The 25,147-nt window shown below is 67.2% G+C and carries 22 protein-coding genes and 8 pseudogenes; 14 read left to right on the forward strand and 16 right to left on the reverse strand.

Annotated elements, in window-relative coordinates:
- Window positions 1–122 precede the first annotated feature (122 nt).
- The 6 genes from ACIRB1_RS46685 (at window position 123) to ACIRB1_RS46710 (ending at window position 4,323) form a co-directional block, all read left to right on the forward strand.
- Window positions 123–506 carry a hypothetical protein gene (locus tag ACIRB1_RS46685; RefSeq protein WP_403470066.1) on the forward strand — a complete coding sequence of 128 codons (384 nt, stop codon included), beginning with the start codon at window positions 123–125 and terminating at the stop codon, window positions 504–506.
- A gap of 17 nt (window positions 507–523) precedes the next feature.
- Window positions 524–1,531, forward strand: a complete 1,008-nt coding sequence (locus tag ACIRB1_RS46690) for an IS3 family transposase (protein WP_403470067.1) — start codon at window positions 524–526, stop codon at window positions 1,529–1,531.
- Between the two features lie 334 nt (window positions 1,532–1,865).
- Window positions 1,866–2,726: a hypothetical protein gene (locus tag ACIRB1_RS46695; protein WP_403470068.1), complete on the forward strand. Its 861-nt coding sequence runs from the start codon at window positions 1,866–1,868 to the stop codon at window positions 2,724–2,726.
- Window positions 2,727–2,794: 68 nt separating this feature from the next.
- Window positions 2,795–3,259, forward strand: a complete 465-nt coding sequence (locus tag ACIRB1_RS46700; RefSeq protein ID WP_403470069.1) for a hypothetical protein — start codon at window positions 2,795–2,797, stop codon at window positions 3,257–3,259.
- A 55-nt stretch (window positions 3,260–3,314) separates the two neighbouring features.
- Window positions 3,315–3,758 (forward strand): NUDIX domain-containing protein, encoded by a 444-nt coding sequence (locus ACIRB1_RS46705; RefSeq protein WP_403470070.1) that lies wholly within the window; start codon window positions 3,315–3,317, stop codon window positions 3,756–3,758.
- A gap of 133 nt (window positions 3,759–3,891) precedes the next feature.
- Window positions 3,892–4,323 carry an NUDIX hydrolase gene (locus tag ACIRB1_RS46710; RefSeq protein WP_403470071.1) on the forward strand — a complete coding sequence of 144 codons (432 nt, stop codon included), beginning with the start codon at window positions 3,892–3,894 and terminating at the stop codon, window positions 4,321–4,323.
- 179 nt (window positions 4,324–4,502) lie between these two features.
- Here ACIRB1_RS46710 and ACIRB1_RS46715 read toward each other — a convergent pair.
- Window positions 4,503–4,710 (reverse strand): annotated as a pseudogene (locus ACIRB1_RS46715) (LysR family transcriptional regulator); the annotation flags it as partial.
- Window positions 4,711–4,748: 38 nt separating this feature from the next.
- On the reverse strand, window positions 4,749–5,648 hold the full coding sequence (locus ACIRB1_RS46720) for a helix-turn-helix domain-containing protein (protein ID WP_403470072.1): 900 nt from the start codon (window positions 5,646–5,648) through the stop codon (window positions 4,749–4,751).
- 202 nt (window positions 5,649–5,850) lie between these two features.
- Between ACIRB1_RS46720 and ACIRB1_RS46725 the strand changes: the two genes are divergently transcribed.
- The 3 genes and pseudogenes from ACIRB1_RS46725 (at window position 5,851) to ACIRB1_RS46735 (ending at window position 9,088) form a co-directional block, all read left to right on the forward strand.
- Window positions 5,851–6,303 carry a nuclear transport factor 2 family protein gene (locus ACIRB1_RS46725; protein ID WP_403470073.1) on the forward strand — a complete coding sequence of 151 codons (453 nt, stop codon included), beginning with the start codon at window positions 5,851–5,853 and terminating at the stop codon, window positions 6,301–6,303.
- 512 nt (window positions 6,304–6,815) lie between these two features.
- A pseudogene (locus tag ACIRB1_RS46730) lies at window positions 6,816–7,457 on the forward strand (transposase); the annotation flags it as partial.
- Window positions 7,458–7,853: 396 nt separating this feature from the next.
- Window positions 7,854–9,088: pseudogene (locus ACIRB1_RS46735) on the forward strand (IS110 family transposase).
- Window positions 9,089–9,133: 45 nt separating this feature from the next.
- Here the strand turns inward: ACIRB1_RS46735 and ACIRB1_RS46740 are convergent.
- The 7 genes and pseudogenes from ACIRB1_RS46740 to ACIRB1_RS46770 all read right to left on the reverse strand — a co-directional run bounded on the left by ACIRB1_RS46740 (window position 9,134) and on the right by ACIRB1_RS46770 (window position 14,254).
- Entirely contained in the window at window positions 9,134–9,334 is a 201-nt protein-coding gene (locus tag ACIRB1_RS46740) for a hypothetical protein (protein WP_403470074.1), read from the reverse strand.
- Window positions 9,335–10,165: 831 nt separating this feature from the next.
- Window positions 10,166–10,789: an RHS repeat-associated core domain-containing protein gene (locus ACIRB1_RS46745; RefSeq protein ID WP_403470075.1), complete on the reverse strand. Its 624-nt coding sequence runs from the start codon at window positions 10,787–10,789 to the stop codon at window positions 10,166–10,168.
- Between the two features lie 606 nt (window positions 10,790–11,395).
- Window positions 11,396–11,509 (reverse strand): annotated as a pseudogene (locus tag ACIRB1_RS46750) (hypothetical protein); the annotation flags it as partial.
- A 20-nt stretch (window positions 11,510–11,529) separates the two neighbouring features.
- Entirely contained in the window at window positions 11,530–11,799 is a 270-nt protein-coding gene (locus tag ACIRB1_RS46755; protein ID WP_403470087.1) for a hypothetical protein, read from the reverse strand.
- 133 nt (window positions 11,800–11,932) lie between these two features.
- The gene (locus tag ACIRB1_RS46760) at window positions 11,933–12,625 is read right to left on the reverse strand and encodes a hypothetical protein (RefSeq protein WP_403470076.1); all 693 of its coding nucleotides are present in this window, start codon (window positions 12,623–12,625) and stop codon (window positions 11,933–11,935) included.
- Window positions 12,626–13,195: 570 nt separating this feature from the next.
- Complete coding sequence (locus tag ACIRB1_RS46765; RefSeq protein ID WP_403470077.1) at window positions 13,196–13,705, reverse strand: hypothetical protein; 510 nt, start codon at window positions 13,703–13,705, stop codon at window positions 13,196–13,198.
- Window positions 13,706–14,077: 372 nt separating this feature from the next.
- The gene (locus ACIRB1_RS46770; RefSeq protein WP_403470078.1) at window positions 14,078–14,254 is read right to left on the reverse strand and encodes a hypothetical protein; all 177 of its coding nucleotides are present in this window, start codon (window positions 14,252–14,254) and stop codon (window positions 14,078–14,080) included.
- A 218-nt stretch (window positions 14,255–14,472) separates the two neighbouring features.
- Between ACIRB1_RS46770 and ACIRB1_RS46775 the strand changes: the two genes are divergently transcribed.
- The 4 genes and pseudogenes from ACIRB1_RS46775 to ACIRB1_RS46790 all read left to right on the forward strand — a co-directional run bounded on the left by ACIRB1_RS46775 (window position 14,473) and on the right by ACIRB1_RS46790 (window position 18,499).
- Window positions 14,473–14,781, forward strand: coding sequence for a hypothetical protein (locus ACIRB1_RS46775; RefSeq protein WP_403470079.1), 309 nt, complete (start codon window positions 14,473–14,475; stop codon window positions 14,779–14,781).
- Window positions 14,782–15,089: 308 nt separating this feature from the next.
- Window positions 15,090–15,231: pseudogene (locus ACIRB1_RS46780) on the forward strand (IS5/IS1182 family transposase); the annotation flags it as partial.
- Window positions 15,232–15,305: 74 nt separating this feature from the next.
- Window positions 15,306–17,327, forward strand: coding sequence for a LodA/GoxA family CTQ-dependent oxidase (locus ACIRB1_RS46785; protein WP_403470080.1), 2,022 nt, complete (start codon window positions 15,306–15,308; stop codon window positions 17,325–17,327).
- Window positions 17,324–18,499 carry an NAD(P)/FAD-dependent oxidoreductase gene (locus ACIRB1_RS46790; protein WP_403470081.1) on the forward strand — a complete coding sequence of 392 codons (1,176 nt, stop codon included), beginning with the start codon at window positions 17,324–17,326 and terminating at the stop codon, window positions 18,497–18,499. Before ACIRB1_RS46785 ends, ACIRB1_RS46790 begins: the two co-directional genes overlap by 4 nt.
- Before the next feature lie 122 nt (window positions 18,500–18,621).
- On the opposite strand, the gene ACIRB1_RS46795 is transcribed toward ACIRB1_RS46790, so the two are convergent.
- The 4 genes and pseudogenes from ACIRB1_RS46795 to ACIRB1_RS46810 all read right to left on the reverse strand — a co-directional run bounded on the left by ACIRB1_RS46795 (window position 18,622) and on the right by ACIRB1_RS46810 (window position 21,907).
- The gene (locus tag ACIRB1_RS46795; protein WP_403470082.1) at window positions 18,622–18,744 is read right to left on the reverse strand and encodes a hypothetical protein; all 123 of its coding nucleotides are present in this window, start codon (window positions 18,742–18,744) and stop codon (window positions 18,622–18,624) included.
- 58 nt (window positions 18,745–18,802) lie between these two features.
- Window positions 18,803–19,825, reverse strand: a pseudogene (locus tag ACIRB1_RS46800) (ISAs1 family transposase); the annotation flags it as partial.
- A gap of 226 nt (window positions 19,826–20,051) precedes the next feature.
- Window positions 20,052–21,470, reverse strand: a complete 1,419-nt coding sequence (locus tag ACIRB1_RS46805) for a M1 family metallopeptidase (RefSeq protein ID WP_403470083.1) — start codon at window positions 21,468–21,470, stop codon at window positions 20,052–20,054.
- Between the two features lie 152 nt (window positions 21,471–21,622).
- Window positions 21,623–21,907 (reverse strand): annotated as a pseudogene (locus ACIRB1_RS46810) (hypothetical protein).
- Between the two features lie 373 nt (window positions 21,908–22,280).
- Between ACIRB1_RS46810 and ACIRB1_RS46815 the strand changes: the two are divergent.
- Window positions 22,281–23,705, forward strand: coding sequence for a non-reducing end alpha-L-arabinofuranosidase family hydrolase (locus ACIRB1_RS46815; protein WP_403470084.1), 1,425 nt, complete (start codon window positions 22,281–22,283; stop codon window positions 23,703–23,705).
- 49 nt (window positions 23,706–23,754) lie between these two features.
- On the opposite strand, the pseudogene ACIRB1_RS46820 reads toward ACIRB1_RS46815, so the two are convergent.
- The 3 genes and pseudogenes from ACIRB1_RS46820 to ACIRB1_RS46830 form a co-directional block, all read right to left on the reverse strand.
- Window positions 23,755–24,054 (reverse strand): annotated as a pseudogene (locus ACIRB1_RS46820) (hypothetical protein); the annotation flags it as partial.
- Window positions 24,051–24,446 (reverse strand): hypothetical protein, encoded by a 396-nt coding sequence (locus ACIRB1_RS46825; protein WP_403470085.1) that lies wholly within the window; start codon window positions 24,444–24,446, stop codon window positions 24,051–24,053. The pseudogene ACIRB1_RS46820 and the gene ACIRB1_RS46825, both read right to left, overlap by 4 nt.
- 229 nt (window positions 24,447–24,675) lie before the next feature.
- A complete protein-coding gene (locus ACIRB1_RS46830) occupies window positions 24,676–24,936 on the reverse strand; it encodes a hypothetical protein (RefSeq protein ID WP_403470086.1) in 261 nt (86 codons plus the stop codon).
- Window positions 24,937–25,147 lie beyond the last annotated feature (211 nt).

Below are 25,147 nucleotides of genomic sequence, written 5' to 3' on the forward strand. Positions count from 1 at the left end.
GGACCAACCACGCCCATCTCTCCCGCTACGAACGAGAGTTCATGCCCACCCACTCGAACCAAACGATCACGTTCGGAAAGCGGATGACGTCTGAGAGGGCACGACAGGAGAACCACCCCCTCATGACCAGCACCACGCCCGCCGGATCCGACCCGGCTCCCCGGCCGAAGCGCCGCACTTTCAGCCCCGGGTACAAGCTGCGGATCGTGGCCGAGTACGACGCCGCCCCGAAGAACGAGAAGGGCGCAGTCCTGCGCCGCGAGCGCCTGTACCACTCGCACGTCAAGGAATGGCGGGCCGCGCGGGATGCCGGGGCCCTGGAGAAGCTGGTCGACCAGCGCGCCAGCCCGGCGAGGCCGAAGAAGCCTGCCGCCGAGGCGGAGAACGAGAAACTGCGCCGCCAGGTAGAACGGCTGGAGAAGGAACTGGCCCGGAACAAGGCCGCGTTGGAAGTCATGGGAAAAGCTTCCGCGCTCTTGGAAATGATCTCCGAGAGCGCGGACTGAGCGCTGCCGCCGAACCGGTGGCCGACGACGCGTTCACCGGTGTCCAGGGCGAACTGGGCATCACGGCCGCGTGTCGGCTGACCGGCCGCTCCCGGGCCACCCACTACCGCCGGCTGCGGCCCCGGACCGAGCGAAAACCCAGAAAACCGCAGGTCCAGCCCTCATCCCTCACACCCGATGAGCGGGCGGCGGTCCTGCAGATGATGAACAGCGACGAGTACGCCGAGATGCCGCCCGCGCAGATCTGGGCCCGCGAGCTGGATGCCGGGCGTTACCACTGTTCCGTCTCCACGATGTACCGGATCCTGCGCGAGAAGGGGCAGTCCGGCGAGCGCCGCCGCCAGGCCACCCACCCGGCGAAGACGGTGCCCGAGCTGGTCGCCACCGGGCCCTCGCAGGTGTTCACCTGGGACATCACCAAGGCGGCCGGACCGGCCAAGGGCATCTGGTATCACGCCTACGTCATCATCGACATCTTCAGCCGTTACGTCGTCGGCCACACCGTCGAGCGGGCCGAATCAGCGCTGCGGGCCGAGGAGTTGATCCGAGAGACCATCACACGCAACGGCATCGTGCCCGAGACCGTCCACGCGGACCGCGGCACCTCGATGACGAGCAAGAAGGTCTCCCAGCTGCTGATCGACCTCGGCGTCACCCGGTCGCACTCGCGGCCGAAGACCTCCAACGACAACCCCTACAGCGAGGCCCACTTCAAGACCACGAAGTACATGTCCGACTACCCCGAACGGTTCGACTCGCTGGCCCATGCCCGTGAGTGGTTTGAGGCGTTCATCGCCTACTACAACCACGAGCACCGGCATTCGGGCATCGGCTGGCACACACCGGCCAGCGTGCATTTCGGCACAGCCGAGGAGGTCCGCGACCAGCGTGCCGTCACCCTCGCCGAGGCCTACGCCTGCCACCCCGAACGCTTCGGCCGCCGCCCCCGACCACCCCGGATACCTCAGCAGGCATGGATCAACGACCCGGCCAAGCGCAGAGAGTCCGCACCACAAACCTCATAGCGTCACGACCGTCTCACTGGACTTGAAATCTTCCGGGACAGCGCGCAGGAGGCGTGCGATGCCCTCGCAGAGGAGAAGGACACGGCGTTCTCACTGGACGATGCCCTGGCTGGAAGTGTCCTGGCCTCAGCTCTCGCCACGGCACTGCTCGGAGGTAAGCACGTTGGCCGGCTGCACTGGGAGGGGTCGCTGAGCCTGTTCGAGGCGCTGTCCGAGGCCGCATGGGAGGCAGCTCCTTCCCTCCTGGGCGGCGTGGCGCCGTCCGTCAGCGAGTAGCGTCCGGCGGGGCCGCGCGCACCGGCGCGGCCCCGCTCTACGGCAGGAACACAGTCTCATGATCATCAAGAGCACTTTGCCCACTGCGCGCTCCCTGCAGCCGCCGCTGCTGCGCACAGGACTCGTACGGATCGCGTCCATCGACGTCGAGTGGACGAAGAATTACAGGATCAAAAACGGGCAACGCCCCTTCTGCTACAGCGTCGCCTGGCTCGACCTGCCCGCCGACCACATGGTGGACCTGGCGGACGTGCCGTTCGAGTGGACGAGCGTGTACGTCGAGGAACCCGGCGAGATGGACGAGCTCGTCCGCAACGCCGCGGCGACCGTGGCCGCGGCCGCAGAGACGTCCAGGATCATCACCGGACACCAGTTCTGCAGCGACTTGGCCGTCCTGGAGGCGAACGCCCCCGCGGACGCCGTCCCCCGCCTGCAGACGGCTCGATCGCAGTGGAAGGGCAGGCGCGACGCCGACCCGGACGAGACCCACTACGTCGACACCCGGTTCGACGCCGGTCACCTCCTCGCGGGGAAGTCACGCCGCCTGGTCGACGTGTGCAACGAACTCGGCCTCGACGTCACACAGCCCGAGCTCCTCAAGGCCACCATGCCCGCCTGGCACCGCCGATGGGTCGAGGACGGCCAGGACGAGGGCCGGGAGCGCGTCAGCGTCCTGAACCTCCGACACTCTCTCTCCACCGCCTACGTCGCCGCCCACGCCGCCGGACTCGGCAAGTGGGCAGGCGAAGGCCTGAACGTGAACCGCCTCATTGCCGAGGGCGCAAAAGGCGCCTGGGGCTGGCTCGAGAACCCCACCTTCACCAACCTCCTGGAGGACCCGTGCCCATCTGCGGATGCCGCGTTATCGCCGTCGAAGGCACCCAAGCCGCAGGGAAAACGACGTTCGTCCACGCGCTGACCGCCCACCTTCGAGAGCAGAGCATCGGAGCCACCTGCACTGGCGAGCCCGCGCGCACCAGTCCGTTCATGGAGGACATCGTCCTTCACGGGATAGGTCCCTTCGAGCTGGTCGCGGAGCTCGACCTGTTCGCCCAGCATTTGACTGTGCCGCTGCGCGCCGCCCGGCACCACCAGGTCCTCATCACCGACAAGACCCCCGCGAACGTTCTGGCCCTGGCGGGCCTGGTTCTGGACCCCACAGAGCTGGGCACTGCATCCGTCCTCGCTGCGGCTGAGGGGATGTGTCGGGCTTGGATGCCCATTGCGTACGACGCGATCGTGTATTGCCGTGACCGCTACGACCAGAAGGCCGGCGGCGACCGCATGAGGCAGAAGGTCCTCAGCATCCAAGACGAGTCCGACGCCGCCATCTACGACGCGTGCCGCGCCACTGGCGTGCCGATGCTCGAGATGCCCATGGGGCTGTCCGTTTCTGAGCGTGTCCAGTGGACGATGGGGCGCGTTGGGGAGATGGGGCTGATCGCGGTCTGATCCCGGCTAGAGTCCCCTACCGGCAAACGCCCAACCGGTCGGAGGACAACGCACCGTGCCCCAACTGCCCGTGAACGACGTAATGCTCATCCTCGAGCGCGACGGGGTCGTGTGCCTTGCCGAGCGGCGGAACACCGGCTACGCCGACGGGTTGCTGAACCTGCCGTCCGGCAAGCTTGACCCCGGAGAAGACGTGTTCGACGCCGCGCTCCGCGAACTCGAGGAGGAGACCGGCGTCAGGTCCAGCCGGGATGCTCTGCGGATCGTGCACGTCATGCACTTCCGTAACCCCGAGGGGGAGCCTCGCGTGGGCTGGTTCTTCGTCGTCCGGGACTGGGAGGGAGAGCCGCAGAACATGGAGCCGCACAAGTGCGCGGGCCTGTTCTGGCACCCCGCCGACCAGCTACCCGAGCACACCGTCGAGTACAACGCGCTGGGAATCGCCCACTACCTGAAGGGTGAACAGTTCTCCGTGCACGGGTGGGACAGGTCCGCGTAGAGCCTGGGCTGTAACAGATCACGGCGACGCCTACGGGGATGACGGCTACCACGGTCGCGGCATCGCCCACCCCGTGGTGTTCAACGTGCCGTTCGCCGCGTGGGTGCACGGCTGACCGTTACGCTCAACCGGCATGACAGAACCGATGCGTGACGCCTCCGTGGTTGTGGCCCGCGACGCTCAGGGTCTGGTGGCCCTTCTGAGCGCCAACTTCCCCAACCACGGTGGCGACTACCTCTTTCTCCCCGGCGGCCGCTTCGAAGCCGGAGAATCCCCGCTCGACTGTGCCCAGCGAGAACTGCGGGAAGAGGCCGGAGTAACCGCCCGGCGATGGCGATCACTCGGCTCCTACGCAATCAGCTTGGGATCTCAGGCACGAGTGCACCTGTTCGATGCCCGAGACCTGAACCTCGGTCCACAGGAACTCACCGAGACCGAGGCGGACTTCAAGCTCATGTGGTGGCCGATGAGCGATGCTCGACAGGCGGTAAACGGCGGCCGGTTCCTTCTTCCTGCTGGACCGCTGGCTCTACTCCTGGCGGATGACGATCAGGCCGACTGGTGACGGAGATATAGAGCATGGCTGGCAGTAGGTCCCCGGGCGCTTCCCCGGCTGGCCCCGTCGTCCGCTTTTGTTCTGTCTCTGCGATGTGTGGGCAGTCCCGCTCTTCTGTAGGCATGGACGGCCGAGTCCTGGTCACGGGGGCGATGGAAGGCGAGGGCGAGGGAGCGGCTGTGCGCGGGTCAGGCGATGTGGGTGACGACGGGGGCGCGTCGGTCAGGGGGACGGCGGTGTGCTGGGCCCATAGCCAGGCGCGGGCTGAGTCGGGGAAGACGGCCACGGTGCGTCCGAGGGCGATCAGCTGGGCCGGCTGCGTCTGGTCGTGGATTTCGGGGCCTGGGCCGGGTGGGTACGTGCCGTGGCGGACCAGCGGGCAAGCCGAAGATCGGGAGTCGCCGCTGGACGCAGGGAGGAGCCGGCGCCCTTCGTCAGGGTTGCCGGGGCGACGGTTTACCCGTGGGTTCAGCGGCCTGATCCTGCCCGGTCGTGGCGGACCAGCTGGCGAGCAGCTTCAGGCCGTCTTCGGCGGCGGTTCCCGGTGGCGCGCTGTAGACGACCAGGCTCAGGCCGCTTTCGTCCGGCAGGTTCATGGTCTCCTGATCGAGTTCCAGGTCGCCGACGAGCGGATGGTTGAGGCGTTTGGTGCTGTCGCGGAAGACATGCACGTCGTGGGAGCCCCACATCACGCGGAACGTGTCGCTGCGGGTGGAGAGTTCACCGATCAGATTCGACAGCTCCCGGCCGTAAGGGTTTTTCCCCGCCTCGATGCGCAGTGCGCCGACGGCGAAGCGGGCCATACGTTCCCAGTCGGTGTAGAACCGCCTGGCTGCTGGATTGAAGAACGCGAACCGGGCGACGTTCCCCCCGCAGGTCGGGTCGGCGTACATCTCCGAGTACAAGGCCCGGCCCAGCGGGTTGGCGGCCAGCGTGTCGAGGCGGTTGTTCATCACGTACGTCGGCATCCCCGGCATCCCCGCGATGATCCGCGCCACGCTCGGCCGCACTGTGGGCCCAACCGTCCGCTGCCGTGCCCGCGCCCCGGGCGTCGGCCCGGCCGCGCGGGCGAGGTCGTACAGGTACATGCGCTCGGTGGCATCCAGCCGCAGTGCCTGGGCGAGGGCGTCCAGCACGCTGTCCGAGACTCCCCGTAGGTTGCCGCGCTCCAGGCGCGTGTAGTACTCGACGCTCACCCCGGCGAGCGTGGCGACCTCGCCCCTGCGCAGTCCGGGCACCTGCCGTCGGCCGTAGGTCGGCAGACCCGCCTGCTCGGGGGTGATCTTCTCGCGTCGGGAGCGGAGGAATGCGCTGACTGCGTCCCGGTTGTCCATGGGAACCAGGGTAGGCAGGCCGCGCGAGGGACGGGGGGCCCTGGCAGTACCCCTCGCAGCAGAGACTCCTCCGTCACGGCCGTCTGCCGTTGCATGGTGCGTGCCCTGATCCTCCGGGGCCCGACCGGTGCGAGGACGCATACGCCCCCGGGCCGGCCGACCGTTCCAGTACCGGAACACAACTGACTGAAGGGCACGCGAGATGAGCAACCAGATGAAGACGGTGACGGAGAGCCCCGCGGAGGTCGTGCGAGGGCTGTATGACGCGCTGGGGAAGGGCGACGTGCCGGGCGTGCTGGCCAAGCTCGACCCGGAGGTGATCGTCGACGAGCCTGCCCAGCTCCCTTACGGCGGCGTGCACCAGGGCCGCGAGGTGTTCGTGGAGTCGATCCTGGGCGCGATGATGGGCTACGCCAAGGTCGCCATCACTGACGCCCAGGTGTTCGAGGGCCCGGCCGGCGTCATCGGAACGCTCACCGGAACGCTCACGACCCACACCACTGGCGAGGAGTTCCCGCTGACCATGGTCGAGATCCACCAGGTCGAGGACGGCACGGTGCGCAAGATCGACGTCTACACCAAGAACCCCCACGAGCTCGCCGCGTTCTACGCGCGCGCCGAGGCGGGCACCCGCTGCGGGAAAAGGCCGGAGTGACCGCCCGGCGCTGGCGATCACTCGGCTCCTACGCAATCACTTTGGGGTCTCAGGCACGAGGGCACCTGTTCGATGCCCGAGACCTGAACCTCGGTCCACAGGAACTCACCGAGACGGAAGCGGACTTCAAGCTCATGTGGTGGCCGATGAACGATGCTCGACAGGCGGTAAACGGCGGCCGGTTCCTTCTTCCTGCTGGACCGCTGGCTCTACTCCTGGCGGATGACGATCGGGCCGACTGGTGACGGAGCTATAGCCGGGGCCGTTTTGTGTGGTCGGAACGGAGTGCCGGAATCGCCATCCGGCCACGGCCGTGGATGCGCGCCCGAGTGCACGCTTTCTACGGGCGCACGAGGGCGTTTGGAGGAGGGGAGATCTGGCGGGGCACTTGGTCGCTAACCCTCCGGGACCTCACCAGCCCACGACTGGCCCCCGGTGACCCCTGTGGAGGACCGGGGCCACCGATCTTTGTGGTACCCGTTCAGGGGCCAGGAGTCGCGTTTCGGACGTCCTCGGGGAGGTGGCTGTCGTATTCGGTCGGGATGACCATCACCGACGCCATCCATCAGGCCGTGCTGAAGGTCCCGGCCTCCGCCTGGACACCCGCCGTCGAACCGGACGGCGAGATCCGCGAGGGCGCCTGGACCGCCGAGCTCGACGGCGACGTCCTCAAGGGCTGGCCCAAAGGGATGCGGCTGGTGGTCCGCAAGGAACGACCGCACCCCGGCGCCCAGTTGCGCTTCACCGATGCCGACGGACTACGGCTCACCTGCTTCGCCACCAACACGTCGGGCGGAAAGATCACGGACCTGGAACTGCGGCACCGCCGACGCGCGAGGGCGGAGGACCGCATACGCAATGCGCGTGCCACCGGTCTGCGCAACCTGCCTCTGCACGAGAGCGCGCAGAATCAGATCTGGCTGGAGATCGTCCAGCTCGCACTCGATCTGCTGGCCTGGCTGCCGATGCTTGCCCTGACCGGCAAGCCCCGGCTCTGGGAGCCCCGCCGACTGCGGCTGCGACTGTTCTCCGCCGCCGCTCAGCTGGTCAGCACCGCTCGTCGGCGGCACCTCCGGTTCGCCCGCCACTGGCCCTGGACCGACGTGATCACCGAAGCCATCCAGCGACTCGAGTCCCTTCCGAACCCGGGCTGACCAGCCACAACAGCCCTCCCTTGGATCAGCAGCACTCCCGCCGGAACCGTGGAAACCGGCGTCCACCCGGCACGACAGCCGGGCCGCCACCCTGACCACAACCCGCACCACAAGCCGAAACAGCCCACCGAAAGAACCGACGGACCGTCACGAAAGTCATCCGGACCTTTGGCAACGACACCCTGGAGTCGGGAAAATCGGGGTGGGCGGCCGCCCGGCTGACGTCGTTCGATCTTGGTGCCGATTCGAGCCTGTACGAAAGTCTGGCGCTGAGGACTTGGCGCAGGCACCCCGAAGTGTTGCCGTGAGCACGCAGAGCAGATTCTTCCCTCCTGCCGGTTCCTCGCCGGGCGGTCGTCCGCTGCGGGCGAAGCGACGAGGCGGGAGGAGACGGGCATGGACCTGGTCCATGAACGCTGTGCGGGGATCGATATCGGCAAGGCCGACTGCAAGGTGTGTATCCGTGTCCCGGGGAGGAGCGGACGCCGGCACACCGAGATCCGAACGTTCACCACGATGACCGAGGGACTGCTGGCCCTCCGCGAATGGCTGGTGTCCGAAGGGATCACTCTGGTCGGGATGGAGGCGACCGGCTCCTACTGGAAGCCCGTGTACTACATCCTCGAAGAACATATGGAGACCTGGCTGCTCAACGCCCAGCACATGCGCAATGTCCCCGGCCGCAAGACGGACGTGAGGGACTGCCAGTGGATCTGCCAGCTCATCGAACACGGCCTGGTCCGCCCCTCGTTCGTGCCGCCCAAACCGATCCGGCAGCTGCGGGACCTCACTCGCTACCGCACCGAGGTCACCCGAGAACGCACCCGGGAGATCCAGCGTCTGGAGAAGCTGCTGGAGGACCCCGGGATCAAGCTGTCCAGCGTCGTCTCCGACCTCGGCGGCAAGTCAGCCCGCACGATGGTCGAAGCGCTGATCGCCGGCGAACGAGACCCCCGCACACTGGCTCAACTCGCCGTCGGCGCCCTCAAGGACAAGGAGGTCCAGCTGGCCCAGGCGCTGACCGGATTCTTCACGACCATCACGCCTTCCTGGCACGCGCCATGCTGGATCGCATCGACGCCGCCACGGAAACGGTCAAAAGACTTACCACCGAGATCGACCGCCGACTCGAGCCCTACCGGCGTCAGGTGGAGCTGCTGGTGACCATCCCGGGAATCAGCCGCACCGCCGCCCAGGTGGTGGTGGCCGAGATCGGCGTCGACATGCAGCGGTTCTCGACTGCCGGTCACCTCGCCTCCTGGGCCGGAGTCTGCCCAGGCAACCATGAGTCCGCAGGCAGAGTCACCAGTGGCCGAACCCGCCATGGCGACGTCTGGCTCAAGGGAGTCCTGGGCAACGCCGCAGCGGCTGCGGCCCGCTCGAAGAACACCTACCTCGCCGCCCAGTTCCGCCGCCTGGTCGGCCACCGGGGCAAGAAGCGCGCGCTCGTCGCTGTCGAACACTCGATCCTCGTCGCCATCTGGCACATCCTCACTCGAGAGACGCCCTACCAGGACCTCGGCGCCGATCACTTCATCAACCGCATCCGCAAGTCCCGGCAGACCCGCAGGCTCGTCGGTCAACTCACCCAGCTTGGCTACGACGTGAGCCTCGAACCCCGCACCGCGTGAGAGCCAACGGCACGGGGATTTTCAGAGCAGATCGAGGCTAGTCCCTCAGCGTTTCTGGCTCTTGTACCACAGGGCAAAGAGTGTCCACATCAATGCAATGATGGCCGCGCCTATCCAGGCCCGGGTGTAGCCGGTGACAGCAAGTACGATTCCGATGATCAGACCGACTACCAGCAGCCCTGTGGCAAACTGAAAGTACCGACGGATCGCCGCCTTCTGGCCAACGTTGGGTTCCAGTCCTGTCATTGAATTCCCCTGCCGATTGGCTGGAACGCATGGTGTGTCCCAGCTTCATCCCGAGATTGCGTTGCTGGTAATTGATCCGACAGCCCAGCCGGCAGCAAAACATGCGGGCGATGCCGCCTCAGAGGCTCCCAGAGTTTTGGGCGCCCCTGCTGTGATGATTGCCTCGCACGCAAGACCTGTAATACCACCGGAGATCACGTCGAGAGCATCACCCCACAGGGCCTGGGCATCACCTTGATAAAGGTGATATGAGCCTGTGGCGAGGTCTCCTGCGATGCCCAGAGCGTCCCCTAGCGAGAAAAGCCCACTGGGATCCGTCCGGTTGATGGGGTCGCCGGTGCCGCCCATGCAGCCGCCGACACTGGCGCCAGGTGGGGCCCCGCGATGACTTCGCCGGTGGACGCCGCGACGGCTGTCAGCTTGGTCGCCGTCTTCCCCGACGCCTGGCGGGACGCCAGGCGTCGTACTGCCGTGACCTGCACAAATTCATGAGCACCAGGACTTTGAAACCGCCCTGGGAGACGTCGTTCCCTTACAAATTACCCCCATTGAGGAAAGTGAAAAATAGCACCCCAAGCACGATCACTACTCCAAGACTCCTAAGGAGTCGGACTTGTGAATCTTGTGGGTCTTTGGAGAGCCTTTTCCCTGGCACCGGTACCGTCCCGCCTCTTCTGATGAGAGAGCGTGGAACGGAGATACACAGAGCGCCAAAGACTGTGACGCCAATGAGGATTACCAGAAGTGCTGGATTCATCTTCCCCCTTCATAGTTCGCAGGTGGTTGGGCTGCGCTGCGACGGGCTGCGCAGCCCAACCACATCTTGTTTAATTAAGGGATAAGGCTCGCGGCTCCGCCAAGAATCCCACCGGCTATTGCGCCTGCTGCGCACGCTTCACCCATGTCGGCTGCGCCATTCCCATTGAATCCCTCTGCAAGAGCACCCACAGCGCATCCCCCGATGATGCCGCCCGCCAGTGGGCTTCTTGTTACAGGGGTGGCTGCCGCCCCTATCGCGGTACCAAGTACCAGTGCCCCGATCTCCGGCCAGCCGAAGAGTCCAGTGGGGTCGACCCTGTTGATGGGGTCGCCGGCGGTGTAGAGGTAGGGGTTGGTTTCTTTGCCGCTGGGGTCGGGTTGGGTGAAGCGGTTGGTGGTGTGGTCGTAGGAGCGGGCTCCTATTTTGTAGAGGCCGGTGGTGTCGAGGTAGGCGCCGGTGTAGCCGAAGGGCTGGTCGACGGTGGTGCTGGTGGTGGGGCGGGCGCTGCCGGTGGGGCCGTAGTCCCATGTGTTCTCGACGGTGCCGGTGGGGCTGGTGAGGGTGGAGGGGGCGCCCTGGTTGTTGGTGGTGTAGTAGTGGGCGGCCCCGTTGGTGGTCATACCGATCAGGGTGCCCGCCGGATCGCGGACAATTCCCGTGCTGGTGGTGCCTGTTGTGGTGGTGGAGATGCCCAACGGGCCCTGGTCGATGCGGGTGGTGTCCTCGGTCAGGCGTTGGCTGCTGTCGGTGCCGGCGTAGGTGTAGTGGTGGGTGGTGCCCGCGGTGGTGAGGGCGGTGAGCTGGTTGAAGTCGTTGTACGTCTCGCCGGTTCGGGCGCCGAGGGTGCTGGCTCCGGCGAGTTCGTTGCCGTTCTTGTCGTAGGACCAGCCGCTGGAGTCGCCGTTGATGGCGGTGATCTGGTTGGCGGCGTTGTAGGTGTAGGTGGTCAGGCCGCTGTCGGAGCAGGAGTCGGCGGTGCCGGAGTAGGCGGTGAGGTTGCCGGCCTTGTCGTAGCAGTACAGCCAGGACGCGGCCCGGGTGGAACCGCTGGCCTCTTCCGCGTAGTTGAGGCGGGACTGACTGTCGTAGGTGTAGGTGATGGCCTTGCCGCTGACCTTGTCGGTGCGGGTCTGGATCTGGTCGGTGTCGGCGCCGGCGAGGGTGTAGCCGTAGGTGTAGCTGAGCGTTGTGCTGCTGCCGGTGGTGGTCTTGATGGAGGTGGGCCTGTTGGAGGCGTCCCACGTGGCGGTCTGGGTGACCGTGCCGGGCAGCTTCGCGGTGAGGCGGTTGCCGTCGTTGTCTTAGGTGAAGGTGGTCGTCGCGCCTGCCGAGTCCTTCAGTGACGTGAGGTGGTTGGCGTCGTCGTAGCCGTTGGTGACAGTGCCAGAGGCGTCCGTGTATGTCTTTAGGTTTCCGGCGGGGTCGTAGCCCTGGGTTAGGTGGCGCCGTCGGCGAGGGTGCGGGTGGCTTCGCGGCCGAGGTCGTCGTAGGTGTAGGTGACGGTGCCGGAGGCGTCGGTCTGGGTGCGCAGGTGGCCGTCGCGGTCGTAGGTGTAGCCGACGGTGAGGTCGCCGCTGCCGCCGGAGGTGGCCACCGTCTTGACGCGGTCGTGGTTGTCGTAGGTGTAGGTGGTGGTCACGCCGCGGCCGTCGGTGACGGTTTTGGGGCGGCCGAGGTTGTCGTAGGTGTAGGTGGTGGCGCCCAGCGGGGACGGCGGGGTGGTCTTGTCGAGGTTGCCGGTGCTTTCGGACCGTCGGGCGTCACCGCGTTACGCCGAGGTGGATATCGCCTGTATCGCGGCTGGGCGGCCAGTCCGAGGCTTTGTCGGCCGGGGCGGGTCAAGGCAGTGGCGATTCGGCAGGCACCGATCGGTCGGGCCGGTCACTCGTGACCGCGGATTCGTCCGCGTACAGGTGCAACTGATCGCTCTCCAGCCGCACGAACGGATTGGTCCATGTCTCCGAGGCATCCGGGACCAATACGCGTGTCGTCCTCCGCCAGGCGTCGTGGATCACGAGCGAGAGAATCCTGTAGCCGAGCGGGCCGAGGGCGATCTGCTGATCGGGATGGTCTTCCGGGCCCGCTGCCTGCAGCACGTAAAACCGATCGCCCACCCAGTACCCGGACTGATCCAGCCAGGCGTCCACCATCAGCCGAACGCCGTCCACCCACACGCCGACCTCGCCCGAGCGGTTCCGGTCGCTCATGTGCACGGCCCGGTGGCGGTCGTCGGCGGAGAATTCCACATGCAGGTTCAAATCGCTCCAGCAGTCGGCGAAGGAACCGCAGGCACCTGGCACCGGACCCACACGATACGGAGCGGCACTGACGGCGGAGAGACCGATGGGATCCTGGCCGCAGGTCTCCGGCTCCCGGCACGACCGGTCGATACGGAGACTGCAGCCCAGGCCCATCGCGGCGCAGTCCCGAGGCGAGGCCTGGGACAGCAGGTCGACAAGGCGCTCTCGGTACGGTATGTCGCCGATACGACTGCGTATGTCGCCGCCATCCCACCACGCGACCAGGTCCACCCCGACCAGAGAACGCCGCAACCACTCGCGCCAGCGCTCATCCCGGCCATCCCACGGATGTGAGACAGCTTGCGAAGAGACCACATCCTCATGCGCTCCATCCCCGTCCCGGCGACGGCCTGCCTTCCTGCCAGGTCTCCAACGCACACTCGGCCTCCTTACGTCTTCCGGCACCATCCGACAACGGCAGGCCGAAGGGCTGGGGTGTGGGGTAGAGCCCCACGGGCCTTGACTCCGAATCCTGGACACGGGTTATGCGACTGGTGTCAGCGTAGTTGATGTTGTTTCGGACGCTGTCTCGTAAGTGATTGGGCTGCGTTGTCCGAGGTGGGAGTGACGGCGTCGAGTGTTGTGACGGTTAACAGGCCATTTCATGTGGGAGTCTGCGGTAACAGATGACGGCAGCTGCCGGCCCGGTGAAAGCCAGAAAATGGCCGGACTTGCGGTGCGGCTCCCAAGGGGGGCGCAGTTCCAATCGCTGCGAGGCTGCGCTGCGCGACGACCCGCCACCCTGCGCCGCGCGGGCTCGCACCGGTTTCCCCGGCTTGGAGGCCGACTCCGCACAAGCCGTTACGTCGGTCGCCTCTCGAGCAGCTCGTTGAGGACCGACATCTTGTCGGGCCGTGCCTCCAGCAGGATGAGGCCGAGCACGGCAACCGGGTCGAGCGCGGGATCGCTGCGGGTGACGTATGTGTGGACAGTGCGGTCGGGCCGGGACGTCTCCCTGACATCAAGGATGGTTCGTTCTTCGGATGTTACGGAGAAGTGCAGCTTTCTGCGGAATCGAGCACGGCGGATGCGGTACTCCGCTTCCCACAGCAGCACGGTGTTCCCATGACGCTCTCCCACCGGCTGTCCATGTGCCGACAGCAGGGGCTGCCCCTCATTGAAGTCGACGAGCAGACGCGGGTCGTCGCCGACTCGGTCCGTGCTGCCCAGCACATGCTGACGACCAGGGCCGACCTGCGCCGCGAACGCTCCGACGGGTTCGCCGTCCAGTTGGAAGAACGAACTGAACGTCCACATCATTGACTGGCCCGGTTGAAGCCCACCGCTCGTCGTCACCGGCGCCTCACCCATGTACCGAAAAGCACATCGTCGTATCGCGCATGGTCGCTGAGCCCCCATCGGCTGCTGGGACATGACATTCACCAACGGAGACGTGAGCATTCCCGACGCGGTTCTTGATGTTGCTGCTGCGCCTCCGGGTCTGTCCAGCCATGGCCCTGGCTCACATTCGGTGGTGACATATCGTCACCGTTGATGTGTCAGGTCCGAGCTCCGGGGGGAGTAGCCTCAGAGGCGTCGTCGAGCTAAGCGTGAACGGTGTCGACAGTCGCTTCACCCATGCTGAACTGGCGGTATTACTGTCAGCCACTACAGCTACTTCACGTCACCACCGGATGTGAGCCAGAGCCGAAGACCGTACAGACCCGCTCCTGGCGCTCCCTGTCACCCCGCGGCCTTAACGACCTGCTCGCCCTGCGCGTCCGTACCGGCGTACGCCTCTACCTGGTCTGCCACCAGCCCCAGCTTTCCGCCGTCCTGGAACAGGCCCTGGCACGCACCGGTTACGACATGGCCGACGCGGACGCCGTCCTGAGCCAGGACCACCAGGACCCACCGCACGCGCCGCGGCTACGACCGGCCGCTGCGGACACCTCAAAGTGGATCAGCCTGCCGGCCCTGACCACGCTGACCTCGTACGAATCCAGCCCCGCCTGCGCGTGCACCGCACCCAGCGCGGCCGAGCGCGGCTTCCGATCTCCAACACTGCCCACCCATATCGCCACCCAGGTCGCACACCGCCTGGACCGCACCGCCCACCCCCACCCCTCGCCGCTCACTTGGCAGCAGCCGTCGTCACCGCGGCCTCCACAAGCCAGCTGGCCACCGCCCGCGTCCTGGACTTCGCCCTCGACGGCACGACGCTGACCCTCCACGACCGCCACAACGTACGCCAAGGCTGCACCAACCACCCCGTGCCCGCCTGGGCTCAAGCCTTCCTGCGTGCTGCGGCATTCACCCACCTCCTCGCCACCGCGGAGCGCAGCAGCCGCCTGTTCGCCGACCCGCTCGGCGCCCGCGGCCTGCCTTCCTTGAGGGACTTCGCCGAACACCTCAGGATCCGTCCGTCTCAGCCCCGCCTCCGCTAGGAACCCCGCCGAGGGCAACAACCGGAGGCCACGATCTGGCCCGTCAGCGGCGCGCACCATCCCGGCGCTGGACCGCAGAGGAGACCACGGCCGAGAACCCGGCTCTGTCCGCCTACGGCGCCATGAAGCGCGCGCTCAACAGACTCACCGAGACCGCCCGCCGCGGTGAACTGAGCCGGTGACCGTATCCGGGTCAAACTGAGTCGACTCCAACCCGGCAGATGGGTAGGCCAGTTGGGCTGACAGACGGGTGAAGCCCCTGCTGGACGGGTCTTCGACCCAAAATCCGTCTCCTCCAGAGGCTTCGAGTGCTTGTGTATCCGTCCGGCGTCGACGTGTCCAGCTCTGCCCTGAGCTTCATGTCCGCCAAGCTCCGCCAGCACCGCCGGGAGCGGTAGTCGGTGGAGGCGCCTGACTCCGGGCCGGCAGGCTCTGCTCACACTCGCCCATCGCGATGTTCGGCCGAAAGCGCGGGATCTTCCGTTTAAGATCGAACTGGCGGTCCCGCAACGGAAGGTTGTTCGATGGACGTTAAAATCGTGCAGGTGAAAATTCACCCTGCCATTGGTGTCGCCCGGGTCGGCAACAGTAAAGAAGCACCCTTCATCGGCCCGGAATCACCGGACCAGAAACCCGCGGATGCCGACGCGTACAAGGACGCTTCCGGGGCGATCCGGAGGCAGGCCGCCCGCTTCCGGGTATACGGCTACAACGCCGCGGGAGAGGTTGTGCGGGAGCTGAAGCCGGGCGAAGCGGGTGTTTCCGAGATTCAGTGGACCGTGCACTTGGCCAACAAGAAGGCCGCCTGGTACCAGTTCCATCTGCCGCTGGACATTCCTGAGGGCAAGGCGCTCGCGCCGGAGCAGTACGGCCTGCGGAACGCCGACGTCACGGGCGCCAACCGGAAGAAGCTGGTCATCGACCCCGGGAGCCGCACCGTTCGCGGCTCGATGACCGAGACGCAGAAATTCGATTCCGGCAAGATCATGGACAAGGTGGTATATCTCGGAGAGATTTCCACCCAATCCGACGGCCGCCTGCTGGTGCTCGGCGGAAGAGGAAATTCCGCCTCCTACAAGAACAAGCCGATCACCGGAGTCACGAATAACGACACCTGGTACGACGACGTGTCCGACGGTCCGGTCACGGCGAAGGTCCGTATCGACGGCACAGATCTCACCGCCACCCCTGCCTGGGTCGTGGTGGGACCTCCCGATTACGCCCCTGGCGTGAAGTCCGTCCGCACCCTCTACGACCTGCTTTTCGATGTCTTCGTCACGGCCCGTTCACTGACTCGCCCGTCACAGATCTCGTTCACCGACCATATTGAACCGATACTGCGCCGGTTGTGCGATCTGCAATGGGTGAACCACGGCTTCGCCACACAGTTCGGCTGGAACGGCCCCAACTTCTTCCTCTCACCGGAGATGCGGAAGCGGCTCGCTGATCCGTCCCCACGCAACCGGGAACTGCGCCGCCAGACGTACGTCTGCCTGCGTGACTATGACCGCGACGGCACGTCCCCGGTGCCGTGGCCGTGGCTCTACGGCGACGCCATGGCCAGCAAGCCCAAGTCCGTGCGTCAGCACAGCAAACTGTCCCCGACCCAGGACTGGATGCTGAGCCGTTGGGCCGACGGCGCCTTCCAGGCCGGACCGCTTCGGCCTTCCCGGCCGAACGTGGACGCCGCCCCCGTCGCCGAGCAGCCGGGACTGCTGGACCGGGCCGCCCTGGAGAGCTGTGCCGCCGACGCGTTCCACCCGGGGATCGAAGTCACCTGGCCGATCAGGACGCCGAGCATGTACAGCGCGCCCTTCCGCATCAAGCACCGATCCCCGAACACCGCGGAACCCGACTACGGGCCCACCCTCACCCCGCAGGAGGCGACCGCTGCGAACGGCCCGCTGTTCGCGCAGGGGCCCGGCGACCTCACCCGCTGGATGGCCGCCCCCTGGCAGACGGACACCGCGAGCTGCCGCTCCGGCTACGAGGTGCTGGCCAACCTCGGCCCCCGCTACAGCCCGTACCTGCCGACCTTCTGGCCCGCCCAGGTACCGAACCACGTGCTGAAGCTGGAGGACTTCGAGAAGGTCAACGCGCCGTCGGCCGACGCCGACGACAGCGCCCGGGAGGAGGCGTTCGAGCGGCGGGCGACCTGGCTGCGCGGTCTCACGGGCGACATGAACGCGCAGCGCACACAGATGATCAAGGACTGGCCGAAGCTCGGCATCGTCGAGGTGCGCGACTACACCGTGGGCGACGGCAGGTTCCCCGCACGGATCCAGGTCGAGTCGCGCCCGGCAGCCCCGCTCGACCAGGCACTGGACACGGCGAACCTCGTCAACCTCCAGGTGCCCGAGGCGGGTCCGTCCGTGCTGGCCGCAGCGGCCGGAACCTGGCCCACCGACAGGCTCGCCCCCGAGACCGTCGGGGCCGACCACGTGGCACAGGCGGTCAGGGCGGCGGCGCAGGCGACCGGCTATTCAGAGGAGGAGATCGCGGCCGGATACCTGGAGAGACTCGACCCGTTCCGCGAGAACCAGTGAGCGCCGATTCCGCATCGGAAGGCGCGGAAACGTACGACGTGGTGGTGGCGGGCGGTGGCCCGGCCGGTTCCGCCGCCGCGATCACCCTCGCCCGGGCCGGTCGTACGGTCCTGCTGGCGGATGCCGGCACCGGGCCGCCGAAGATCGGCGAGACCCTCGTCCCTGCATCACGGGTCCTGCTGGGTGACCTCGGCGTCGCCGACCATGTCCTTGGGTCCGGCCATCTGCCCTGCTACGGGAGTCTCTCGGCGTGGGGTTCGGCCGACTTGCACGCCGTGGACTTCATCAACGATCCCCATGGCCATGGCTGGCATCTCGACCGGCTGCTCTTCGACCGGCGACTGCGCGACGCCTCCCGCGCGGCGGGAGCCGAGGTCGCCGAGGGCACGGCTGTACGCGGCATGACCCGGAGGCCGGAGGGCGGTTGGACTCTGGCTCTGCGCGGCGGGACGGGCCCTGCCGGTGCCACTGGGGCGGGTGGGGAGCGCAGGGCGTGCTGCCGCTGGGTGATCGACGCCACCGGCCGCGCTGCCGCGATCGCCGTCCGGTGCGGGGTCCGGCGGTGGGTCCGGGACCGGCTCACAGCCGTTTACGCGCACCTGGAGACGGACCCGCGGGACACCGACCGCCGCTCCCTCGTCGAATCAGACGAAGACGGCTGGTGGTACACCGCCCCACAGCCCTCCGGCGAGCGCCTCGTCGCCTACTTCACCGACACCGACCTGTCTGCCGCCCCGTACACCGCGCGCCACTTCCACCGACGGTTGTCGGCCACCAGGCACGTGTCCCGGTGGACCCACAGGCACGGGCCCCCGCCTGCGCCACCGGTCGCGCCACGCCGGGCCGCCGCGCACACAGCGCACCTGGACCGGGTGTACGGGGACAGCTGGACCGCCGCCGGGGACGCGGCGATCGCCTTCGACCCGCTCTCCTCCCAGGGCGTCCTCACCGCCCTCTATACCGGGATGAGCGCGGGCCTGGCCGTCGACGCCCACCTGAGTCGTGTGCATCGCGGCGCGGACTCCGGCCTCGCCGCCTATGCGCACGAGGTCGAGGCCACGCGGACTGCGTATCTGCGGGGCCACCGGCTCGTCCACGCCCAGGAAGTCCGCTGGATCCACCGCCCCTTCTGGGCACGGCGCCTGGCCGACTTGCCCCCATCCCCCCTCTGAACGCAGTCGGAGTACCCAGCGACGGCCCGCCCACCGACCGATGTGGTCCCTGGACATTGAAGTCCCGACTCGGACCGCCCCACCCGCAGGGCGGCGTCGGTCAGGTGATGTGTCCTGGTTGATCACATGCCGAGGGTGATCAGTGGACGGTTGGCGTCGCGGGTGTGGTGGCGGAGTCCAGCGGCGATGTTCGTCTGGTTGGCGAGTCGGAGAGCGCCGATGGCCAGGTTGCGCAGGGATGCCATGGCACGTGGAGCGGTGTCGGTAACGTACGCGGGAGGCGTCCTCGGTGTACGTGGTGTCCCTGACGTGGTGGATCTTGTTCTCGATGCCCCAGTGGCCGCGGACGCGGCGGGCGATCTCGGTTGCGTGGGCCTGCTCCGCGGTCAGGTCGGTCACCCCGTAGATGCGTTCCAGGGTGACCTTGCCGGTGGTGATCCGTCGGCGGCGCACGATCTGGACGGCCTGCACCGCCTGTGGGAACGCGATCCCGGCGACGGCGGCGGCCTTGATCCGGCGGATCTCGTCGCGGCCGTGCGCGGTGGCCCGCGTTTTGTCCAGGAGTGGCACTTCGCACCATGGCAGGGTCTTCAGGCACTGGTGGAGGGTGGGCTGATTGCCCTTGATCAGCGCGATGTAGTGGGCGTGCTTGTCCTCGACGAGGAAGCGCGCGTGGGTGGTCTGCGAGTGGAGGGCGTCGAAGGTGACCACCGTGCCGTGCCGGTTGAGCGGGGCAAGCAGGGGCTGGAAGACGGTGATCTCGTTGGTCGTGGCGTCCACCTCGCGCTGGGCGGTGACCAGGCCGATCCCCGTCATCGCGGCGAGCAGATGGACCTGGGTGCCGTCGGTGCGGCGGGCACCGCGCTCGGTCTTTCCGTCCACGGCGAGGGAGCGCAGGGGCCGCCGGTCGCTGTCGTTGTCTTCCTGGCCGGCGGCGCGTTCGCGCCCGGCGAGCCAACTTCCGACGGCTGTATCCAGCGCGTCGCCGTCGACGCGTTGGGGGACACGACGCACGGTGGCCTCGGCCGGGGCGACGGGGCCGCGGCCCGGCTCCCGACAGGGGCCACCGAGCCGGGCCGGGACGTTGGGCGGGGCGTCGGCGGCCCACTCCGCGATCGCGGTCAGGGACTTCGCTCCGGCCAGGACCGCGCACGCGGCCAGGGAGAGGACGAAGGCGAGCGGGTGGCGTCGGCCCTGGTCTCGGCGGGGATCGGGCACCTGAGACAGGCAGGTCAGCAGGCCGGGGAGGTTATCGGGGACGGTCGGCGCGGTGTCGGCGAGTTGGCCCAGAGGGCGCGGGATGAGCGAGGATGAGCGGGCAGGCACGGTCTTCCGTCGTGGTGATCAGGGACTCGACACCTCATGATCACCGGAAGTCGTGCCTGCCTCCGCGTCAGCCCCCGCCGACCAACCCGCAGCCTGCCGCACCTCCTGAAGTCCCATCAACCCGGATGCACCGCCGGAACGACGCCAACCTGCCCGCGTACCCCGTCGGTCACCGTCATCGCGGCGCCGCCGGGGTACGCCCGTCACCCGCGAGCGGAGTGCGACTTCAGCGGATGCGGTGCTTCCGCCAGAAGGGGCCGAGGTCCCTGTGCGTCATCGACTGTGCGGCCTCCTTGAAGTCGACGGTGGTGGAGACGCCGTACCAGTGGTCGTGGGCGTACTTCTTGATGAGGCGCGCCATGGTGCCGGCCCCGAGGACGTGTTCCAGGTCGGCCAGGGCGCAGGGGCCGGCCAGATACACGGTCAGGAAGTACTCGTCACGGTGCGCGGACCAGTAGGCCATCGAGTTGGTGAGTGCGGCGGTCGGACTCGGCCAGGGGTCGTCCGAGCAGTCGAACCCGTCCCAGCCGTAGTAGCTCGCGTTGGCGTACTGGGCGAAACTCTCGTCCAGCCAGGGTGAGTTGTACTCGTCGTTGCCCACGATGCCGTACCACCACTGGTGGGCGATCTCGTGGACGGTGGCGCTGCCCTCCTCCGTGGTGCCGAGGATGACCAGGCCGGGGTATTCCATGCCACCGGCGAACTTATGGGTCATCACGAGGTCGATCTCGCCGTACGGATAGCGGCCGAACTCCTTGCTGAACAGGTCGACGGCGGCGACGCCGTCCTTGCGGTTGAGGCGGACGCCCGCGGCGGGTGTGTCGGGCGACCAGTACGACTTCACGCGCACGCCGCCCGCCGAGGTCTGGGTCGCGGTGCGAAACGGGCCCGCTGCCCATGCGAAGTCCCGGACCCGCTGGGCGACGCTGTGGGTGACCGTACGCCCGGTGCCGCCGGGGCGGGTCCATGTGCTGCCGGTCGCCGGGACCTTGAGGGCGGACGGGTGGTCGAGGCGCACCCGGAAGTCGCTCGCCAGGGTGTAGAAGCTCTCGCCGTACGACACATACGGATCGAGGTGCCACCCCCTCGCGTCGTGTACGGCGAGGACCGGCAGCGCGTTGCCCAGGAAGCGGAACGCGCCTTCGCGGCCGAAGCGGTTGTTGCGTGCGGGCACGGTGAGGGTCACGTCGAAGGAGACGGCCGTCCGCTCACCGCGTGCGAGCGGCCTCGGCAGAGTGATGCGCAGCGCCGTGCACTTCACGCCGGGGCGGCCCGGAGTGCCGCCGCGCACGTGGGAGACGCGGACGGGGGACGGTCTTCCGGAGGTCCCGCAGCCGTCCTCGCCATTGCCCCACAGACGTATGTACACCTCACGCAGGGGCCGGCTGGAGGCGTTGCGGAAGGACACCGTCTGCCGGCCCGCCCAGTGGGAGCCGTCGGCGTCGGCGCGCAGCTTCACGTCGTAGCTGGGGTGGTCGGGCGTCGCGCGTTCGGCCGCTCTCACCCAGGCGCGCGGCGCCGGGCCGGACGGCGTGCCGGCCTCGGCCACGGTGGAGCCTGCAGTCGCGATCAACGCGAGCAGGGCGACCAGCAGACGGCGACCGGTTCTTGAGGGGCCCCTGGGCGACGAAGGCAACGAAGGCATGGCAGACGACATGACAGATGACATGCCAGCGGATCTTGTCACAGGGTTTCCCACGGCCGACACAGGCCCGCGCGAAGAGAGGAGGTCGGCTCCGCTTGGGCGGCGAAAATGCCAGGGTACGCAGGGGATGTTCGCTGTACGTTGGCGCACAGTCAGGTGCCGGTCACCGAGCCGGCGTTCTTGGTCACGCGGTAGGTCACGGTGTCGCCGCTCCAGAAGGTGAAGGACAGGTTGAACTTCTGTTAAGGACTCCAGCCGACGGGCCCGGCGGTGAAGCCGTCGGCGTAGGCGGCCTCCACGGTCGCCAGCTGGTCACCCCGGTACTGGGTGGGGATGGTGAGACCCCTGGTGGAGCCGGTCGCGTCGGACAGCACCGGCCTGTCGGATCCGGGCGGTTCGGTTCGAGGTCCGCGGAAGACCCTCGTGCACTCCCTCACCGCATCGAATGTTTCGGGATTCTTGGCGAATCATGCGAGATGTATTGACGCCGCTCCACGGTTCCCTATCATCCAGATTGCTCGATAGCTCGACTGTTGTTCGATATGACGAACGAGAGGGCTGCTACATCCGCACAGCAGGACGTCACCCGCACACGCCTGCCGCCATGCTTGAGTCGCAAAGGGGTATGCCGCGCGATGCATCTGTCATGGTCTCGTCAAGTGTACCGTCGCAGCCGTGCGCCGACGGCCGCCACCGGCCCTTCGCCGCTGCCCGGGTGCCGCGGACCGCTACCAACCGCACCATCTCGACAGTCCGGTCGGCCTTCGCGAGGGCAGCCGGAACCGCTCACTCGAGGACAACGAGGTCCCCATGCGCAGACGTAGTTTCGACCGCGGACGTGTGTTCGCGCTGCTCGCCGCTGCGATCGCGGTCCTGGCCGCGTTGGCGGCGATGCTCGTCGCCGACCCGGCTCAGGCGGCCACCAGTGGCGCCTTGCGCGGTGTCGCCGCCGGCCGATGTCTCGATGTGCCGAACTCCAGCCAGACCGACGGTACGTACGTTCAGATCTGGGACTGCTCGGGCGGGACCAACCAGCAGTGGACGGCGACGGACAGCAACCAGTTGACCGTGTTCGGCAACAAGTGCCTCGATGTTCCGGGCCACGCCACCGCGGCCGGTACCCGAGTGCAGATCTGGACCTGCAGCGGGGGTGCGAACCAGCAGTGGCATGTGACCTCCGACGGCACGATCGTCGGCGTGGAGTCCGGTCTGTGCCTCGACGTCACGGGCTCCGGTACGGCCAACGGCACGGCGGTGGAGATCTGGACGTGCAACGACGGCAGCAACCAGAAGTGGACCGGCCTGTCCGGGACAACCCCGCCGGGCGGCGGCAACTGCGCCCTGCCGTCGTCGTACCAGTGGACGTCGACGGGAGCGTTGGCCCAGCCGGCGAACGGATGGGTCGCCCTGAAGGACTTCACCAACGTGGTCTACAACGGCAAGCACCTGGTCTACGCGTCGAACGTGTCGGGATCGTCGTACGGCTCGATGGCGTTCAGGCCCTTCACGAACTGGTCCGACATGGCGTCGGCCGGCCAGACCGGTATGAGCCAGGCCGCGGTGGCGCCCACGCTGTTCTACTTCGCACCCAAGAACATCTGGGTGCTGGCGTACCAGTGGGGTGCGTGGCCCTTCATCTACCGCACATCGAGCGACCCCACCAACCCCAACGGCTGGTCCGCACCCCAGCCCCTGTTCACCGGCAGCATCTCCGGGGCCGCCCCGATCGACCAGACCCTGATCGCCGACGACCAGAACATGTACCTGTTCTTCGCCGGTGACAACGGCAAGATCTACCGGGCGAGCATGCCGATCGGGAACTTCCCCGGCAGCTTCGGCTCGTCCTACACGACGGTCATGAGCGACACGGTGAAGAACCTGTTCGAAGCACCGGAGGTCTACAAGGTCCAGGGCCAGAACCAGTACCTGATGATCGTCGAGGCTCGGGGTGCGAACGAGCAGCGCTTCTTCCGCTCGTTCACGGCCTCCAGCCTGAACGGTTCGTGGACCCCGCAGGCCGCCACCGAGAGCAACCCCTTCGCGGGCAAGGCCAACAGCGGTGCCACCTGGACCAACGACATCAGCCACGGTGACCTGGTCCGCAACAACCCCGACCAGACCAAGACCATCGACCCCTGCAACCTGCAGTTCCTCTACCAGGGCAAGTCCCCGACCGCGAGTGGCCCCTACGACCAACTGCCATGGCGGCCGGGCGTCCTCACCCTGCAACGCTGACCGTTGACGGATGCTCATCGCGTCGAGGAGCCCCAGCCGTGCGTCGGCCGATGTCCACCTCGTAGTCCTGTCCGGTGGCCGGATCGGTCACCGTGAAGCGGGCGGACAAGCGGGCGGTCTCCAGTGACTGGACTTGCCAGCCTCGCGCTTCCGGGCCGGCACACAGGGTGGCCGAGATGTCGGCCATGGGAGCCGGGTTCTCGGTGGCTACGTCGAGGTCCTGGCTGGGGCGGTTTACGAGGTGGTGTGCCCGCACGGCGTATCCGGCGGTGAGGACCAGGGGATAGGGAGAACCGAGGTCGAGCACATCCGCCAGGAGACGGGTATGCAGTTGAGGCATGTCGCTCATGCGGCTGTCCGGGCTCGGGCAGCGAGCTGGCGAAAGGTGTCTTCCCATACCGTGCGCACGGTGCGGCCGGTGAGGGTACGCAGGATCGGCCACATCTGGAGGAGCAGATCCTGGTTGAGGTAACGGGGTAGGTCCTCGCGCAGGCTTTCGTGCAGGACAGTGCGGTACAGGCCCATGCGCTGGCGAGGCTTGCCCAGGTTGTAGGCGGTCAGACCGGACCAGGCCACGTGCAGTGGCAGCTCCACGACTCCCTGGGTGGGCCCGTCCAATTCCTCCAGTGATTTCGGCAATCGCTGAATGAACTTTGCCCGGTAGAGCGCGAGGTCGTCGGAGTGCGCGCCGGACAGGTCCGGTGGAGGGGGTGATGCATGTGGGTGTGGGCTGGCTGCCATGACTCCCATTATGGCGGGTCGCTGTGTGTCGTTGCGTGGTACTCGCCTGGGGGATGTGTGCCCTGTTATCGGGGTCGTCCGTGTCGTTTTGTGTCTCGTCGGTTCTGTGGCGCGGTTTTGTCCGTGTGCCAGATCTTTGTCGGGGGAGTCGTGGGAGTTCGCTGGGGCGTTAGGCGGCGCTGTTTGTTCGGGGGGAGTTGAAACGCCTGTGCAGCGGGGGGAATTCGTTCTAGATTTTGCCCGTGATGCCCGCTTTGGTGACGGCAGGGGTCAGTCGTTCGGTGAAGGAGGTATGGAAGGCCCGTTCCGAGTCCCAGTCGTCGGTCGTGTCGAGTCCGTGGGTGCCGAACCACGCCACGTGGATCTGGCCGCCAGTCGGGGTGTTCTCCTCCTGGCCGACCGTGTCGCGCACGGTGTTGCACTGATCGAGGGTGAGATTTGCCCATTCGCCGGTTGTGGTGGCCTGGCCGTCGTCTTGTGTGCGGCGCACGGGAGTGCGCTGAGGTGACGGTTCGCTCTTCGCGCAGGCTGTGAGGGATCCGGCGTTGACGTTTTTAGGCCACGTTGTCCTCGCCGTCTTCTGTGTTGCTGTTGTCGTTTTCTCTGGTGTTGGTGGTGGTGAGGTGGGTGATGTTGGGGGTGAGGTTGAGGGTGGTGAGGGTGGCGGGGTGGGTGATGGTGGGGAGGGTGTGTTTGAGGAG

The sequence above is a fragment of the Streptomyces sp. NPDC096013 genome, assembly GCF_044763565.1.
In the GTDB taxonomy this organism is placed as follows: domain Bacteria; phylum Actinomycetota; class Actinomycetes; order Streptomycetales; family Streptomycetaceae; genus Streptomyces.